Annotated in this window: 17 protein-coding genes and 1 pseudogene; 11 read left to right on the top strand and 7 right to left on the bottom strand. The window is 49.9% G+C overall.

Annotated elements, in window-relative coordinates; genetic code table 11:
- Window positions 1-2 precede the first annotated feature (2 nt).
- The 3 genes from HMPREF2872_RS11340 to gloB all read left to right on the top strand — a co-directional run bounded on the left by HMPREF2872_RS11340 (window position 3) and on the right by gloB (window position 3010).
- The gene (locus HMPREF2872_RS11340; protein ID WP_083311757.1) at window positions 3-788 is read left to right on the top strand and encodes an HNH endonuclease; all 786 of its coding nucleotides are present in this window, start codon (window positions 3-5) and stop codon (window positions 786-788) included.
- Window positions 789-1151: 363 nt separating this feature from the next.
- Complete coding sequence (locus HMPREF2872_RS06725; protein ID WP_070632333.1) at window positions 1152-2237, top strand: hypothetical protein; 1086 nt, start codon at window positions 1152-1154, stop codon at window positions 2235-2237.
- 23 nt (window positions 2238-2260) lie between these two features.
- A complete protein-coding gene (gloB, locus tag HMPREF2872_RS06720; RefSeq protein WP_049329038.1) occupies window positions 2261-3010 on the top strand; it encodes a hydroxyacylglutathione hydrolase in 750 nt (249 codons plus the stop codon).
- A 70-nt stretch (window positions 3011-3080) separates the two neighbouring features.
- On the opposite strand, the gene guaA is transcribed toward gloB, so the two are convergent.
- From guaA to dut, 3 genes are all read right to left on the bottom strand, one after another.
- Complete coding sequence (guaA, locus tag HMPREF2872_RS06715; RefSeq protein WP_003686344.1) at window positions 3081-4646, bottom strand: glutamine-hydrolyzing GMP synthase; 1566 nt, start codon at window positions 4644-4646, stop codon at window positions 3081-3083.
- 148 nt (window positions 4647-4794) lie between these two features.
- Window positions 4795-5121, bottom strand: a complete 327-nt coding sequence (locus HMPREF2872_RS06710; RefSeq protein WP_070632330.1) for a hypothetical protein — start codon at window positions 5119-5121, stop codon at window positions 4795-4797.
- 186 nt (window positions 5122-5307) lie between these two features.
- Window positions 5308-5760: a dUTP diphosphatase gene (gene dut, locus HMPREF2872_RS06705; RefSeq protein WP_003680707.1), complete on the bottom strand. Its 453-nt coding sequence runs from the start codon at window positions 5758-5760 to the stop codon at window positions 5308-5310.
- A gap of 111 nt (window positions 5761-5871) precedes the next feature.
- On the opposite strand from dut, the gene pdxH reads away from it, so the two are divergent.
- The 3 genes from pdxH (at window position 5872) to HMPREF2872_RS06690 (ending at window position 9565) form a co-directional block, all read left to right on the top strand.
- A complete protein-coding gene (pdxH, locus tag HMPREF2872_RS06700) occupies window positions 5872-6504 on the top strand; it encodes a pyridoxamine 5'-phosphate oxidase (RefSeq protein WP_003686383.1) in 633 nt (210 codons plus the stop codon).
- A gap of 159 nt (window positions 6505-6663) precedes the next feature.
- On the top strand, window positions 6664-7722 hold the full coding sequence (locus HMPREF2872_RS06695) for a pseudouridine synthase (protein ID WP_070632327.1): 1059 nt from the start codon (window positions 6664-6666) through the stop codon (window positions 7720-7722).
- A 250-nt stretch (window positions 7723-7972) separates the two neighbouring features.
- Entirely contained in the window at window positions 7973-9565 is a 1593-nt protein-coding gene (locus HMPREF2872_RS06690) for a vWA domain-containing protein (protein WP_070632324.1), read from the top strand.
- A 53-nt stretch (window positions 9566-9618) separates the two neighbouring features.
- Here the strand turns inward: HMPREF2872_RS06690 and rlmB are convergent, their stop codons facing one another.
- The 3 genes from rlmB to HMPREF2872_RS06675 form a co-directional block, all read right to left on the bottom strand.
- Window positions 9619-10368, bottom strand: a complete 750-nt coding sequence (gene rlmB / locus HMPREF2872_RS06685) for a 23S rRNA (guanosine(2251)-2'-O)-methyltransferase RlmB (RefSeq protein WP_004520319.1) — start codon at window positions 10366-10368, stop codon at window positions 9619-9621.
- Window positions 10369-10430: 62 nt separating this feature from the next.
- Window positions 10431-10739, bottom strand: coding sequence for an AzlD family protein (locus HMPREF2872_RS06680; protein ID WP_003680717.1), 309 nt, complete (start codon window positions 10737-10739; stop codon window positions 10431-10433).
- Window positions 10736-11446, bottom strand: coding sequence for an AzlC family ABC transporter permease (locus HMPREF2872_RS06675; protein WP_070632321.1), 711 nt, complete (start codon window positions 11444-11446; stop codon window positions 10736-10738). Before HMPREF2872_RS06675 ends, HMPREF2872_RS06680 begins: the two co-directional genes overlap by 4 nt.
- 101 nt (window positions 11447-11547) lie before the next feature.
- On the opposite strand from HMPREF2872_RS06675, the gene HMPREF2872_RS06670 reads away from it, so the two are divergent.
- The 3 genes from HMPREF2872_RS06670 (at window position 11548) to HMPREF2872_RS12145 (ending at window position 14046) form a co-directional block, all read left to right on the top strand.
- Window positions 11548-12522 carry a PhoH family protein gene (locus HMPREF2872_RS06670; RefSeq protein ID WP_070632318.1) on the top strand — a complete coding sequence of 325 codons (975 nt, stop codon included), beginning with the start codon at window positions 11548-11550 and terminating at the stop codon, window positions 12520-12522.
- A gap of 121 nt (window positions 12523-12643) precedes the next feature.
- Complete coding sequence (locus HMPREF2872_RS06665; protein ID WP_070632316.1) at window positions 12644-13630, top strand: malate dehydrogenase; 987 nt, start codon at window positions 12644-12646, stop codon at window positions 13628-13630.
- A gap of 296 nt (window positions 13631-13926) precedes the next feature.
- Window positions 13927-14046, top strand: a complete 120-nt coding sequence (locus HMPREF2872_RS12145; protein ID WP_349267087.1) for an NYN domain-containing protein — start codon at window positions 13927-13929, stop codon at window positions 14044-14046.
- On the opposite strand, the gene HMPREF2872_RS12140 is transcribed toward HMPREF2872_RS12145, so the two are convergent.
- On the bottom strand, window positions 14028-14237 hold the full coding sequence (locus HMPREF2872_RS12140) for a hypothetical protein (protein WP_349267086.1): 210 nt from the start codon (window positions 14235-14237) through the stop codon (window positions 14028-14030). The genes HMPREF2872_RS12145 and HMPREF2872_RS12140 overlap by 19 nt on opposite strands.
- A gap of 251 nt (window positions 14238-14488) precedes the next feature.
- Between HMPREF2872_RS12140 and HMPREF2872_RS06650 the strand changes: the two genes are divergently transcribed.
- Entirely contained in the window at window positions 14489-15253 is a 765-nt protein-coding gene (locus HMPREF2872_RS06650) for a hypothetical protein (protein WP_141752853.1), read from the top strand.
- Window positions 15254-15423: 170 nt separating this feature from the next.
- Window positions 15424-15844 (top strand): annotated as a pseudogene (locus tag HMPREF2872_RS06645) (malate dehydrogenase); the annotation flags it as partial.
- Window positions 15845-15851: the final 7 nt, after the last annotated feature.

Below are 15851 nucleotides of genomic sequence, written 5' to 3'. Positions count from 1 at the left end.
AAATGGCAAAAACAAAATATTCCGCACGGATCAATGGGGAACATATTGATGGGACAATAGAAATTATAAAAAGAATCGTCTTACATCTGCATGATATGGGCAAAACACAATTTAAGGTAAAAGATGTAGATGAACAGATTGAAGAACTAAAAAACCAATGGCAGATTACTCCTGACTATAATGATGATACACATGCTTCTTTGCATGTACTTAGTGTCAATTCAAACTCAAGGAAGCATTATCACGAATCAATGCACCAAGACTTTTTATGGTGGAAAAAAGGAGGAATATTTGAATTATACAAACCAACAAATTTTCAAATAAACTCAACCCAATCTTTGGAACAAGATCTCGGTAAACTCAAAGAACAATTAGTATCCGAAATTGAACCAGAAAAGCGAACCGAAATCGAAACCTTAATAAAAGCCCGTCAAGGGCAAGGCAGTTTCCGGAAAAAACTACTCAACCTGTATCCGAGCTGTCCACTGACAGGTCTAGATATCGAGTCTTTACTCATTGCCAGCCATATTAAACCTTGGAGTAAGTGCAATAATGAAGAGAGGTTAGATCCCTCCAATGGTCTGATGCTCGCACCCCATATCGACGCATTATTCGATAGCGGTCTGATTACGTTTGATACCGACGGTACGATAAAAATCAGTCCAAAAATCGATCCGGAAAATCAAGAGCGGCTTGGAATTTCTCCCGATATGCAATTAAAAATCGAACCTGAAAGCGAAAAATATTTCGAATATCACCGCAACCACGTTTTCCAAAAAGAAGAATAAATAGTGTTGAACAGTCCGTTGATTTAAGGTCGTCTGAAAACAATTTAGCGAACCCCGCTATATTTGTTTTCAGACGACCTTTTTGCGTTCTTTTGTATACGAATACTAACCAATTACCGTCATTCCCGCGTAGGCGGGAATCCAGACCTCTTCATTTCAGAAATATTTAAAGATTACTGTAAATCCAAGCTTCTGGATTCCCGCCTGTGCGGGAATGACGGCGGTGAAATGTTTTTTGGATTCCCATTATCGGCATTCTATTAGCGTATTCTGCAAGCAGAAGCATCATTCCGTATAATCATAATCCCCCCTTAGCTCCCCATCAGCTATAATCGACATATTCAGACGGCCTTTCCCGACATTATGACTCGACAAGCCTTTATCCTCAGCGATTGCGAATTTTCCGAATGCGGAGAAAAGCCTTACGCCCTGTTGACCGCGAATCCGACGAAGGAACATCACTTCATCGCCCAAACCGAGCAGCGGCAGCATGCGCATAATCCGCAGGTCAGCCCGCAAAACCAAAACGTTTACCGCCTGCCGTTGTCTATGTTCCATACTGGCGAAAAAGCCCGTGGCAAAGAACAAAACCGCAGCGAAGCGATAAGCGTCAACATCATCGGTAACTTGGCGGCGAAAAACCTCTATACGCTGACCTTTGTCGAAGACTCCGCCAACCAATACAATCTGGAAAGCTGGTTCAACCGTCATGAAAGCGGCTACGAAGAGGCCTGCAACCACCTGCGCACCTTACCTGCAGGCCGTCTGAAAACAACTACGGCAAATGCCGATACCGTCAAAGTACCGGATGCCTTGTGGCGGATATTGCGGCTGAAATTCCTCGGCATTCTGCGCAATCCGCACAACCATAAAAACCTGTTTGCCCACCGCCTGCTCCAAACGCTTCGGGCGCGGCTGCCGGAAGTCGGTTTTGAATTTGTCCGCTTGATCAGCAAACGCGACCCCAAGCGCATCGAAGCCATTATGCAGGACTACCGTTTCACTTTTCTCGGCTATGTCGATTGGCTAGGTGGGCTTTACGGTATGTTGAGCGAAGGCGTGGCGCAGCCGTCGTTGTTTGAACGGTTGTTTTGTAATATCTTTGCCAAACCCGAAGCCGTGAAAATCGAATTGTTCCGCTATCCGGAAAACACGGGACTGTGCCTGTTTGGCGACAGCAGTTTCTGCCTGCAAGCCTCGGCCAAACTATTCAGTGTCGGCGTTAATATCTCGCACGATATGTTTGCCGTCGTCCATCTGCAAACCGACCGTTGGCACGCGTTTAAAAATACCTTTCATCACGACGCGCCCAAACTGCAAGGCCAAGTGCGGATTATCGACGGCAATCAAACCCAAAGATTGCTGTTCAACCGACTGTGCATCCATCAAGCCCATGAAGCCGTGTTCGGCCAAAGCCCGAATATCAAAGATTATCTAGAGGCCGTCTGAAACCCCAAACCAAAAGAAAGCATATGAAAATCACGCCAATCCAAGCCCTAAACGACAACTACATCTGGATGATTCAAGAAGGCAACCATGCCGCCTGCGTCGATCCGTCCGATGCCACGCCCGTTTTGAAATTCCTCGTCCACAACCGCCTGATGCTGGCGCAAACATGGATTACCCATCCGCACCCCGACCATACCGGCGGCGCAAAAAGCCTATTCCACGGCTTTTTGGAATCCCCAATCTATGGCGAAAGCGACATCGACGTAGCGACGCATACCGTCACCGCAGGTACGCAGTTCCCGTTTGGCGAAGGCTTGGTTACCGTTTGGGCAACCCCCGGCCATACCGACCGCCACATCAGCTATCTGCTGGAAAATTCAGACGGCCTGCATGTTTTCTGCGGCGATACCTTGTTCTCCGCCGGTTGCGGCCGCGTATTTACCGGCACAATCGAGCAGCTTTACGACAGCTTCCACCGATTCAACCAGCTGCCCGAGGAAACGCTGTTTTATCCGGCGCACGAATATACAGCCTCCAATCTGCGCTTTGCCCAGCATATCGAGCCGGACAATGCCGACATTCAGACGGCCTTGGCCGCAGCCGAACACACGCCGACACTGCCTGTCAGCCTGGTGCACGAACGCAAAGTCAATCCGTTTTTCCGAGTACACCTACCTCAAGTTCAGGCACGCGCCGAAGAATTGAGCGGACGAAAATTAAACAGCGAACTCGAAGTCTTCGCTGCCCTGCGTGAATTGAAAAATCAATTTTAATTGGGCTTGGTTCCTAAAGAATAAGGCCGTCTGAACAATATCTGTTCAGACGGCCTTTATTATTCAGGGATTATTCCCACTCAATCGTGGCAGGCGGTTTGCCGCTGACATCGTAAACCACGCGGTTGATGCCTTTGACTTCGTTGATGATGCGGTTGGACACGCGGCCAAGCAGCGAGTATGGCAGCTCAGCCCAGTGCGCAGTCATAAAGTCGCTGGTAATCACGGCACGCAAGGCAACGACGTAATCGTAAGTACGGCCGTCGCCCATTACGCCGACGGATTTCACAGGCAGGAATACGGCAAATGCTTGGCTGGTCAGGTCATACCAAGACGTGCCGTTTTCATCGGTAGTATTGCGCAATTCTTGGATGAAAATATCGTCTGCCTGACGGAGCAAGTCGGCGTATTCTTTTTTCACTTCGCCCAAGATACGCACGCCCAAACCCGGGCCCGGGAACGGATGACGGTACACCATTTCACGAGGCAGTCCCAAAGCGACGCCCAATTCGCGCACTTCATCTTTGAACAAGTCGCGCAAAGGCTCAAGCAATTTGAGCTTCATGTTTTCAGGCAGGCCGCCGACATTGTGGTGGGATTTGATGGCGTGGGCTTTTTTGGTTTTCGCACCTGCGGATTCGATTACGTCGGGGTAAATCGTACCTTGCGCCAACCATTTGGCGTTGGTAAGTTTTTTCTCTTCAGCGTCAAATACTTCGATAAATTCCGCACCGATGATTTTGCGTTTTTTCTCCGGATCGGTCACGCCGGCAAGTTTCGCCAAAAACTGCTCTTCGGCATCAACATGAATCACGCGTACGCCCAAGTTGCGGGCAAACATGTCCATCACCATTTTGCCTTCGTTCAAACGCAACAGACCGTGGTCAACAAACACGCAGGTCAGTTGGTCGCCGATGGCGCGGTGAATCAGCGCGGCCGCTACGGAAGAGTCCACGCCGCCGGACAAACCTAAAATCACTTCGTCGCTGCCGACTTGTTCGCGGATTTTGGCAACGGCTTCTTCAATGTAGTTCGGCATGGTCCAGCTTGGTTGTGCGCCGCAAATATCCAAGACAAAGCGGTTCAACAGCGCGCGGCCTTGTTTGGTGTGGGTCACTTCAGGATGGAATTGTATGCCGTAGAATTGTTTCTCAGCGTTTTCCATCATGGCAATCGGGCAAGACGGGGTGTCACCGATGACAGAGAAGCCAGTAGGCAGTTTGGAAACTTTATCGCCATGGCTCATCCAGACGTCGAGCGTGTTTGGCGCATCGTCTTGAATACCGCGTGTCAGCTCGCTGTCGATGGTTTTCACTTGCGCATAACCGAATTCGCGTTGGTTGCCCGGGCTAACTTCGCCGCCCAAATGGTGCGCCATAAATTGCATGCCGTAGCAGATGCCCAAAACCGGAATGCCCAAATCAAAAATACCGGTATCGGCTTGATAGTCGGATTCGTAAACGGAATTAGGGCCGCCGGAGAGGATGATACCTTTCGGGTTGAAGGCTTTGATTTCTTCCAAAGGCATATCGAAAGAATGCAGTTCGCAGTAAACATGGGCTTCGCGCACGCGGCGGGCGATCAGCTGGGTAACTTGCGAGCCGAAGTCGAGAATAAGGATTTTGTCTTGGGTCATGGCGGAAACTTTGCAAAATGTAAGAAAACGGCGCGGCCGGGAGGGTAAATTTCAAATTTAAACCACAATAAAAAAGGCCGTCTGAAACGGCGGATTATACCATTGTTCAGACGGCCTTTATAGGGCAAAACCCAAATCTCTCATCTTTCTATTTTGTGTGTTTTTCAGGAATCATATCACTGCGCGAGAGCAACAGCAGGCAACCCAACACGACCATGCCGATGGCCAGCAGAGGCGAGAGGTAAACCCAGTAGCTCATGTGCAGATATATGGCTGTACCAATATAAACCAGCATCGAGCCGGAAACGATGGACTGTTTGTTAATGCCGTCCATAATCAATACGGCAAAGCCCAAAATAATTAATGCGCCGGCAATCATTGTCGATGTCGCAGGCAAAATATCCGTAGCGCGTAAAAACCAAATCGCACCAAAGATAATCAAAAATAAAGGCAGAAAAAGTGAGGGACGGGACATAACAACGCTCCGTAAAGGTTTCAGACGGCCTGTATTATTGGGTGTGCCGGCCATGCAGGCAAGATATAAAAATGCAATCTTGTGTGTAATTATGCAAAGGTTGTCTCAACAAAAAGGCCGTCTGAACAGCGGCAAACCGAAATCGAATATTTCAATTTATCCTCTTACAGACAGCCTTTTAAAGAATCAGGCTTTGCCGGTGCTGCCGAATCCGCCTTCACCGCGCTCGCTGGCGGCAAACTCGTCCACAACCTTAAACGCAGCTTGGACAACCGGCACAATCACCATTTGCGCGATACGTTCCATCGGCTCGATGGTAAACGCTTCTTTACCACGGTTCCATAAAGAAACCTTCAATTCGCCTTGATAATCCGAGTCAATCAAACCGACCAAATTGCCCAAAACAATACCGTGTTTATGACCCAAGCCGGAACGCGGCAACAAAACGGCTGCATACGCAGGGTTGGCCAAATGCACTGCCAAACCAGTCGGAACGAGATACACATCGCCCGGCTGCAACACAACAGCCTCATCCAAGCAGGCGCGCAAGTCCAAACCGGCAGAACCGGGCGTTGCATAAGCAGGCAGGGAATCGGCCATTTTCGGATTTAAGATTTTCAGTTCAACTTCGGTTTGCATGACAGGACTCCGTATTGTTCTATATTGGAAAGGCCTACGATTATACACAAATGCCCTTGAGACCGTCTGAAAAAACGGAGTATGATTCAGTCAGACCTAAGGAGAAAAATCATGGATCTGCACAATATCCGCGAAGATTACAGCAAACGCGAGCTGTCGGAAGCCGAATGCCACGCCGACCCGATTGTCCAATTCGAGCAATGGCTGAACGAAGCGATTCACGCCGAAGTCAACGAACCGACCGCGGTCAACGTTGCCGCCGTGGGCGAAGACGGCAGGCCCAACAGCCGCATGGTATTGCTGAAAGAAGTCAACCCCAAAGGCTTTGTTTTCTTTACCAATTACCACAGCCGAAAAGGCCGTTCCTATACGGCTCACCCTTTTGCTGCCATGACTTTTTTCTGGCCGGAACTCGAACGCCAAGTGCGCGTTGAAGGGCGCATTGAAAAACTCGATGCCGCCGCTTCGGACGAATATTTTGAAAGCCGCCCGTATACCAGCCGTATCGGTGCATGGGCAAGCGCGCAAAGCGAAGTGATTTCCAGCAAAGCCGTATTGGTGGCCAAAGCCGCGGCCGTCGGTGTCAAACACCCCCTGCATGTTCCCCGCCCGCCGCATTGGGGCGGATACCTCGTTATTCCCGACCGCATCGAATTCTGGCAAGGACGCCCGAGCCGCCTACACGACCGCATCCAATACCGCTTAGTTGACGGCAACTGGATACGCGAACGCCTTTCGCCATAATTTTCGGATTTTCAAACAAAAATTTACTGGTTGAGTTACAATACAACCTTTCATCGGCAGGCCGTCTGAATTTGATTTTCAGACGGCCTTTTCCCCCAATCCAACCCCTGCCGCAAATGCCGCAGAAGAACCGCTTTTTCAAGCGAGTTAGGAAAAATCATGTCCAAACAGCCTTCCAGCAAACGCCAATGGCGCGACGGCGTATCATCTACCGCCAAAAAACCTTCTAAACCGGCCAAATCCTTTGCCAATAAAAAACGTCCCGACGACGAGCGAAAAACATCAGGCAAACCTTACGGCCAAAAAGTTTCAGACGGCCCCAAAGCTCAAAATACCGCCCCAAAACAACGAGCCGCCAAAGCCAAAAAACTGGTGGTCCGCAATCCCAACCAAAAAATCATGGAGCACGCCCGCGATTTGAAAGAACGCCGCAGCGACCTTTCACGCTTTGAACCCGAGCGCCTGCAAAAAGTCCTGGCCGCTTCCGGTGTCGGCTCACGTCGCGAAATGGAAGAATGGATCAGCAACGGCTGGGTAACGGTCAACGGCCGTGTAGCGCAACTGGGTGAAAAAGTTACGCCCGACGACCACGTTACCGTCAAAGGCAGCATCATCAAACTCAAATGGGCAGACCGCCTGCCGCGCATCATCCTCTACTACAAACAAGAAGGTGAAATCGTTTCCCGCGACGACCCGCAAGGCCGCATCAGCATTTTCGACCGCCTGCCGCAAGCAGCCAGCAGCCGCTGGGTGGCCATCGGCCGTTTGGACATCAATACCAGCGGCCTTTTGATCCTAACCACTTCAGGCGAACTCGTTCAACGCTTTGCTCACCCCAGCTTTGAAGTCGAACGCGAATACGCCGTGCGCGTATTGGGAGAGTTGACCACCGAACAAATGCGCGTCCTGACCGAAGAAGGCGTGATGCTCGAAGACGGTTTGGCAAAAGTCGAACGCATCTACGAACAAGGCGGCGAAGGCGCAAACAAATGGTACAACGTCGTCATCAAAGAAGGCCGCAACCGCGAAGTACGCCGCATTTTTGAAAGCCAAGGCCTGACCGTCAGCCGCCTCGTCCGCGTAGGCTTCGGCCCCATCGGCCTGCCAAACCGCCTCAAACGCGGCCAGTTCTACGAACTCAATCCGGCAGAAGTCGCCAACATCATCAAATGGGCGGATATGCTGCTGCCTGGCGAACGCCGCCGGAAGAAAAGTTAATGTAAGATAAATCGGGGCTGAGGCCTTTACAAAATCGTCTCAGCCCGACAAAATCTTGCCTAAGTCATAAAAATAGTGGGTTAAGTTTAGACCAGTACTGCATTGCTCCACCTTGTCCTGATTTAAACTTAACCCACTATTCACACATTAAAACTCAAAAAAGTGACTCTGCGCTATCGTTGAATCTGCCAATACACTGCTATCAATACTTTTAACAATCAGCATATGATATTTCCCAGGAGCTTAAATCATGCCCCGTTTCTTCCTGAAAACCGTTTCCATACTCACTTTAGCAGCTTTGACAGCGTGCTCTGACTCAAAAGAATACTCGAACCCCTCCTTTGGTCCCTCTCTAGGATTCAGGGAAAGCCAAATAGTTGCCATACGGAAGGCTGAAACACCTACTGTCAATGCTCGAAACACTGAACGCTATCAAGAACAGCCCGACCAACCGGTCAAATCTGTTGCCCAAGAGCCTGTGTCCACATTCAGCATCGATGTCGATACTGGCAGCTACGCCAACGTTCGTCGATTTCTGAACAACGGCAAACAGCCGCCTAAAGATGCTGTACGGATTGAGGAAATCGTTAATTACTTCCCTTATAACTATCCACTGCCTACTGACGGCCGTCCATTTGCCGTTCACACTGAAACCATTGATTCTCCATGGCAACTGGAAGCCAAGCTGATCAAAATCGGTATCCAAGCACAAGACACGGCAAAGAAAGACCTGCCGCCTGCCAACCTCGTTTTCCTTGTGGACGTATCCGGCAGTATGAATGCAGAAAACAAACTTCCTCTGGTTCAAGAAACCCTGCGCATCCTAACCCGACAACTACGCCCGCAAGACAAAGTGACCCTGATTACCTATTCATCAGGCGAAGAGCTGGTACTCCCGCCCACCTCAGGTGCAGATAAAGAAACCATCCTGAAGGCCATCGACAAACTGAAAGCCGCAGGCTCAACCTCGGGCGAATCCGCTTTACGCATGGCCTACGAGCAAGCACAAAAAGCCTTTGTACCCAACGGCATCAACCGTATCCTGCTGGCGACCGATGGCGACTTTAACGTCGGCGTATCTGATACCGCAACGCTCAAATCCATGGTTGCCGAAAAACGTAAAACCGGTGTTTCACTCAGTACGCTAGGATTCGGTACGGACAATTACAATGAAGACATGATGGAACAAATTGCCGATGCTGGCGACGGCAATTACAGCTATATCGACAACGAAAAAGAAGCGAAAAAAGTTCTGCAGCAACAACTGACTTCCACGCTTGCCACCGTTGCGCAAGATGTCAAAATCCAAGTCGAATTCAATCCTGCCACTGTCAAAGAATACCGCTTGGTCGGCTACACCAACCGCACCCTGCGCAATGAAGACTTCAACAATGACAAAGTAGATGCGGGCGATATCGGCTCAGGCCACAGCGTGACCGCCATCTATGAAATCATTCCGGCAGGCAAAAACGGCTGGCTGAACGAATCACGCTATCAAAAAGCCCCTACCGTCAAAGGCAGTAAAAACGAATACGCCTTTGTCAAAGTCCGCTACAAACTGCCTGGAGAAAAAGACAGCAAGCTGATAGAACAAGCAATTCCTGTTGGCAGCAAACCACTTGACCAAGCCGATAAAGACACCCTGCTCGCCCTTGCAGCAGCTTCCTACGCCCAAGCACTGCGTGGCGGCGAATACAACGGCAAACTTGGCTGGAACGACATTGAGAAAATGGTGCAGAAAGTCCAAGGCGACGATCCATTTGAGTTGAAATCGGAATTTCTCCAATTGGTACGCATTGCCTCCGGTAGCGAAAAGAAATCAGGTCCGTTAGTTAAAGAATAAAACCTGAAAAAGGCCGTCTGAAAAACATTCAGACGGCCTTTTAATTAAACTTTTTATTTTTCCGATTTCAACACGCGTTGACGACGGGTTTCGCTCAATACCATGCCTGCGCTGACAGAAACGTTCATGCTTTCTACCGTGCCAAACATCGGAATCGATACCAGCATATCGCAATGTTCGCGCGTCAGGCGGCGCATGCCTTCGCCTTCGTTGCCCATTACCCAAGCCACGCTATCGGGCAAGTCGCAGTGGTAAAGGTCGGAGTCGCCACCCATGTCCGTGCCGACAATCCAAATGCCGTATTCTTTCAGCTCACGCAAAGTACGGGCAAGATTGGTTACGGTAATATACGGCACAGTTTCCGCCGCACCACAGGCAACTTTGCTGACGGTCGCATTCAGGCCGGCGCTTTTGTCTTTGGGCGCAATCACGGCATGCACGCCCATCGCATCGGCAGTACGCAGGCATGCGCCGAGGTTGTGCGGGTCGGTAATGCCGTCCAATACCAGCAAAAACGGAGGTTCGCTCAGGTTTTCCAACACATCTTCCAAGTGAACATGGTTTTTGGAAGCATCGATAAACCCTACTACGCCCTGATGGCGCGCCCCTTTGCTGATGGCATTCAGGCGGTCGGCATCGGCAAAATGTACGCGCACGTTTTCAGAGGCCGCTTTATCCAATACATCGCGGGTGCGCGCATCGGATTTGCCCTCTTGGATATAGAGTTCGGTAATCGATTTCGGGTTTTGCCACAAACGGGCATTGACGGCGTGAAAGCCATAGATGAGTCGTTGGTTTGCCATGTTTTTGCTTTATCAAAAAATTCAGACGGCCATTATAACAAGTAAGGCCGTCTGAAAATTTTTTATTTCATCAAATAACCGAGTATGCCCGAAGTGCCAACGCCGATTAATACCGTTACCAACATCGAAAACCGGCTGGCGGCCAATACCGTCAAAGCAATAGCAATCAGCTCATGCGGTTTATCTGATACAAAATAAGGCGCAATCACAGAAATCAACACACAGCCCGGCGCAGCCTCCATAACCACTTGCGCGCGACGGCTCAACGTACGGTTGCGCAAGGCAAAAAAGCCGATTAATCGGGTTGAATAAGTAACGGCCAACATGCTTAAAAACAGCAGAAACGATTGCAGCGACAACAAATCCTTCATTTTTGCTCTCCCCACAAATACGCCGCCAACAAGCCAGACAACGTTCCGGCCGGAACATACCATGCACCATCCACGGTCAAATAGGTTACGCACGCCACAATCAGGCTGACAAACCAAGGGCGTGAAGCCGCAAAGCTCTTCCACATACCGCGCAGCAACACCAAAAACACCGCAGGAAACGCCATGCCGAAGCCCCAAGCCGCCACATCGCCGAACATCGGGCCGACTGCCGCGCCAAATGCCGCAAAACCAATCCAAGTTACATACAAAATAAAACACACGCCGGCATAAAACGGCATATTGAATGCAGGCAAACCTGCCGCCTTACGCTTTTGAATTTCAGCAAACGCCATTGCCCAGCTTTCATCACACATAAAAAACAGCGCGGGCATCGCCTTTTTCAGCGGCATATCCCTCATATACGGCGCAATTGCCGCACCCATCAGGATATGGCGCGAATTAATCATAAATGTAACCGTTGCAATCAGCAGTATCGGCAACGGGTCTGCCCACAAATTGACTGCGGCAAATTCCGAACCTCCGGCAAAGTTCATGCCCGTCATCAGCAGCATTTCCAGCCAACTCATGCCTTTCTGCCCGCCCTGCATGCCCAAAATCAGCGCCCACGGCAACAAGCCAATCAGCATGGGGGAGCATTCTTTGATACCGCGCAGAAATTCCGAGCGAGGAGAAACGGTTTGATTCATTTTGATTGAAACGGTTTATTAAAAAGAAGCGACGTATTATAAAGCAGGCCGTCTGAACAAGGTATAATACGGAAAAATTAGATTTATTTACGGAAACCGATATGACCCACACCGTCCATTTGCAGTTTGAAGAAATTGACAATACCGTGTTGCAACGCCTGTGCGGCGCGCTCGACAGCAATCTCGAAGCCTTAGGCAAAGCCCTTGATATCCAAATCAGCCGCCGCTTCGAACATTTCACCTTCATGGGCGAACTGGCACACGCCGGCCGTCGTGCCTTGCTGTCGCTTGCCGAAGCCGCAGAAAAAGGCGACTTGGACGACAACGCCATCAGCCTCGCGGCCGTCGAAGCTAAAACCGCAGATGAAAAACACGAAGAAAAACACCACGACCAACAATACTATTTCCGTACCAAACGCGGCAGCATCGGCGGCCGCACCCCGCGCCAAAACGGCTATATCCGCGCCTTGCTCAACCATGATGTCGTGTTCGGCTTAGGCCCTGCCGGTACGGGTAAGACCTATCTTGCCGTTGCCGCCGCCGTCGATGCCATGGAAAAGCACCAAATCGAACGCATCGTTTTGGTGCGCCCAGCAGTCGAAGCAGGCGAAAAATTAGGCTTCCTGCCGGGCGATTTGGCACAAAAAGTCGATCCCTACCTGAGACCGCTTTACGATGCGCTTTATGACTTGATGGGTTTCGACCGCGTGACCAAACTGATGGAAAAAGGTTTGATTGAAATTGCGCCGCTGGCCTATATGCGCGGCCGTACCTTAAATGGCGCGTATGTCATCTTGGATGAAGCGCAAAACACCACACCCGAACAAATGAAAATGTTCCTGACCCGTATCGGCTTTGGTGCCAAAGCAGTCATTACCGGCGACATCAGCCAAATCGACCTGCCGCGCAACATCAAATCCGGCTTGAAAGATGCACGCGAAAAACTGCGCGATGTAGAAGGCCTGTATTTCCACACCTTCACCAGCGAAGACGTCGTCCGCCATCCTTTGGTGCAGAAAATCGTCGAAGCCTATGAAGCAGCGGAAGAACAAGCCGAAAAGGAAAACGGCGAATAATCTTTTCAAACACTCAAGGCCGTCTGAAAATCAAATTTCAGACGGCCTTTCTACATCATTCTCCCCATAATACTGCTATAATCCGAAAATCAAGTAAAACAACGACTTCAAAAGGAAAAATATGACCCTCAAGCCACCCGTCCGAATCGCCGTTACCGGCGCGGCAGGCCAAATCGCCTACGCCACCCTCTTCCGTATCGCCGGCGGCATCATGCTCGGACGCGACCAACCCGTTATCCTGCAACTGCTCGACCTGCCGCAGGCACAACAGGCATTGCGCGGCGTGATCATGGAAATGCAGGATTGCGCCTTCCCACTCCTTGCCGACATCTTCGCCACAGACGACCCCGAAGTCGCCTTCAAAGATGCCGACATCGCCCTCTTGATTGGTGCGCGCCCGCGTACCCAAGGCATGGAGCGCGCCGATTTGCTGCACGCCAATGGCGAAATTTTCAAAGTACAAGGCGCGGCGTTGAACAAAGTTGCCAATCGCAACGTTAAAGTCCTCGTCGTCGGCAATCCGGCCAATACCAACGCCTACATCGCCATGAAATCCGCACCCGACATCCCGCCGGAAAATTTCACCGCCCTGATGCGTCTTGACCACCACCGTGCCGTCAGTCAAATTGCCGAAAAAATCGACCGCCCGATTACTTCCATCGAGCAAATGTGCGTCTGGGGCAACCACAGCCCGACCATGTACGCCGACTACCGCTACGCCACCAGCAACGGCGAGTCCGTCCAAGACATGATTACCGAACCCGACTGGAACACCGAGGTCTTCATGCCGAAAATCGCCGGACGCGGTGCTGCAATTATCGCTGCTCGCGGTTCATCATCTGCGGCCTCCGCCGCCAATGCCGCCATCTATCACCTGCGCGACTGGTTGCTCGGCAGCAGCGGCAAATGGATAACCATGGGCGTTCCATCCGACGGCTCTTACGGCATTCCCAAAGGTTTGATTTTCGGCTTCCCCGTCATTTGTGACGAAGGCAGCTACCGCATCGTCCAAGGCTTGGATTTGTCGGACGAATTCAGCCAAAAACGTATTGCCGCCACACTGGCCGAATTAGAAGAAGAACATTCAGCCATCCAGGATCTACTCTAAAACAAAGGCCGTCTGAAAACCAAATTTCAGACGGCCTCGACTGGCATGAATACCATGAAGTTCCTATGACCTCATTGACCGACAAAAAACTTGCCGTCTTCATAGATACCGACAACGTCTCACTAACATCTTAGACCGCCTGCTAGAAGAAGTTCCCCAATACAGCATCGCCAGTATCAAACATGTCTATGACAATTGGATTCATAACCTTTCCAAATGGAAAGCCTCGCTCCTGCCTCACGCCATCATCCCCATCCAACAATTCACCTACACCAAAGGTAAAAAATACCACCGACATGACGTTGATAATCGACGCGATGGATTTGCTTTACAACGGCAACTTCGACGGCTTCTATATCGTATCCATCGATTCTGACTTTACCCGTCTGGCAGACGTTTACGTGAAAGTGGGCTGACCATATACGGTTTTAGCAAAAAGAAAACGACTGAAGCCTTCCGCAAAGCCTGCAACAACATCATCTACACCGAAATCTTCTATCACTAAAAAAGCAATATCAAGAAAAAGAGAAGAAAAACGTAAAAACAATCTCACTGCCGCTCCTGACACACCGCCGTACACGAAAACGCTGATGAGCTTGAGCGACATATCAAAGCAACAGGCCACTCACCAATACAGTTTCGAGACTATATAGCATTCTATCCCAACCATCTACACCGACTGGCAGGAAATTTAAAAAGCTAGCCACGGTAAACACCTACATGTCAACAAATGCTTTATCGCCAGAGATTAAGCTATATGTTTGAAGGGAAAGGCTTGATATACTACTCAATCTGAAGAGATTGTCTGAAAACTCTAACCCTAGGTAAACTGACTTCAAAATCATTAAAAGGAAAAATATGACTGCCGTAAACATCATTCCGAAATTCACCACCATAGCTACCGTATCTGTCGCTGCACTATGGGTGCAGGATGTCTCCGCCTGCAACGACTCAAACTGCCAAGGCATACCCGTCCACATACTACACGAAATGCAACAGCGCAACATCGATGCTACCCATGCTACCCAATATAACAGGCGACAGAAACAGATTGAACTTGAACGAATCCGTCGCGGTGATACACTCATGGCACCTTGGGAATGGGAAGAGTTGAAACGTCAAATACAAAAATACAAACATGAAAACCCAAAAGGCTGCGATGCAGGACAAGACGGCCTGCAATTCTGCTGGGATTACACTGCCGGCATTAAGACGAAACTCAACTATGTCCAAGCCGAAAACTGCGAATCATGGATCCGATGCTTCAAACACGGTCTCCAATACAGATACGGTCCGGATGGAAGACTGGAACTGGTCCAAATCTACGATAGGGACATTATCATTAAAGGAGAAAATACCTATCTTTTCAACGAAGACGGAAGTGTTACCGTCTTCGACCACAAACGCAACAATACCCTTGATCAATTCAAGAAAACCTACGACATCAGCACTGCAGAAGCCTTAAACCGCCTGCACCTACCCCAAACCGCCCTGCGCCTGAAAATTACACCCGACCCGAAACAGCTTGCATCCTTCCGCAACATACTACCCGCAGGCTGTTCAGGCACAGCCAAAATGCGTATTGGCAAAGTTTCTTGCAGCATCGAACTATTGAACAAATAAATCCAACTAAGCAGTTCTGAGGCTCTACAATTTTTATGTAACTACACCGAAAAAGCAAAAGGTTGTCTGAGGCATGCCACGATCCAACAGTTGTCCACCAAGTTGCAGTTCATTGTCCAAGCGACCTTTAATACTAAAATACCTCCTGTTTACAATACACACCATTTTTATTGCGCTGCATAATTATAGAAATGCAGGATTGCGCTTTCCCACTCCTTGTCAATATCTCCGCACAGACGACCCCGAAGTCGCCTTCAAAGATTCCGACATCGTCCTGCTGATTTGTGCAAAGGTATGGAGCATGCCGACTTGCTGCACGCCAATGGCGAAATTTTCAAAGTACAAGGCGCAGCGTTGAACACAGTTACCAATCGCAACATTAGCGGTAAATGGGTAACGATGGGCGTTCTATCCGACGGCTCTTACAGCATTCCCGAAGGTTTGGTTTTCGGCTTCCCCGTCATTTGCGACACAGGCAGCTACCGCATCGTTCAAGGCTTAGATTTGTCGGACGAATTCAGCCAAAAACGTATTGCCGCTACGCTGACCGAATTGGAAGAAGAGTGTTCAGCCATCCAGGATCTACTCTAAAACAAAG

It is taken from the genome of Neisseria sp. HMSC069H12 (assembly GCF_001812735.1).
Lineage (GTDB): Bacteria > Pseudomonadota > Gammaproteobacteria > Burkholderiales > Neisseriaceae > Neisseria > Neisseria subflava.
The sequence above is the reverse complement of the archived record's forward strand: the minus strand, read 5'-3'. Positions and strand labels throughout refer to the sequence as shown.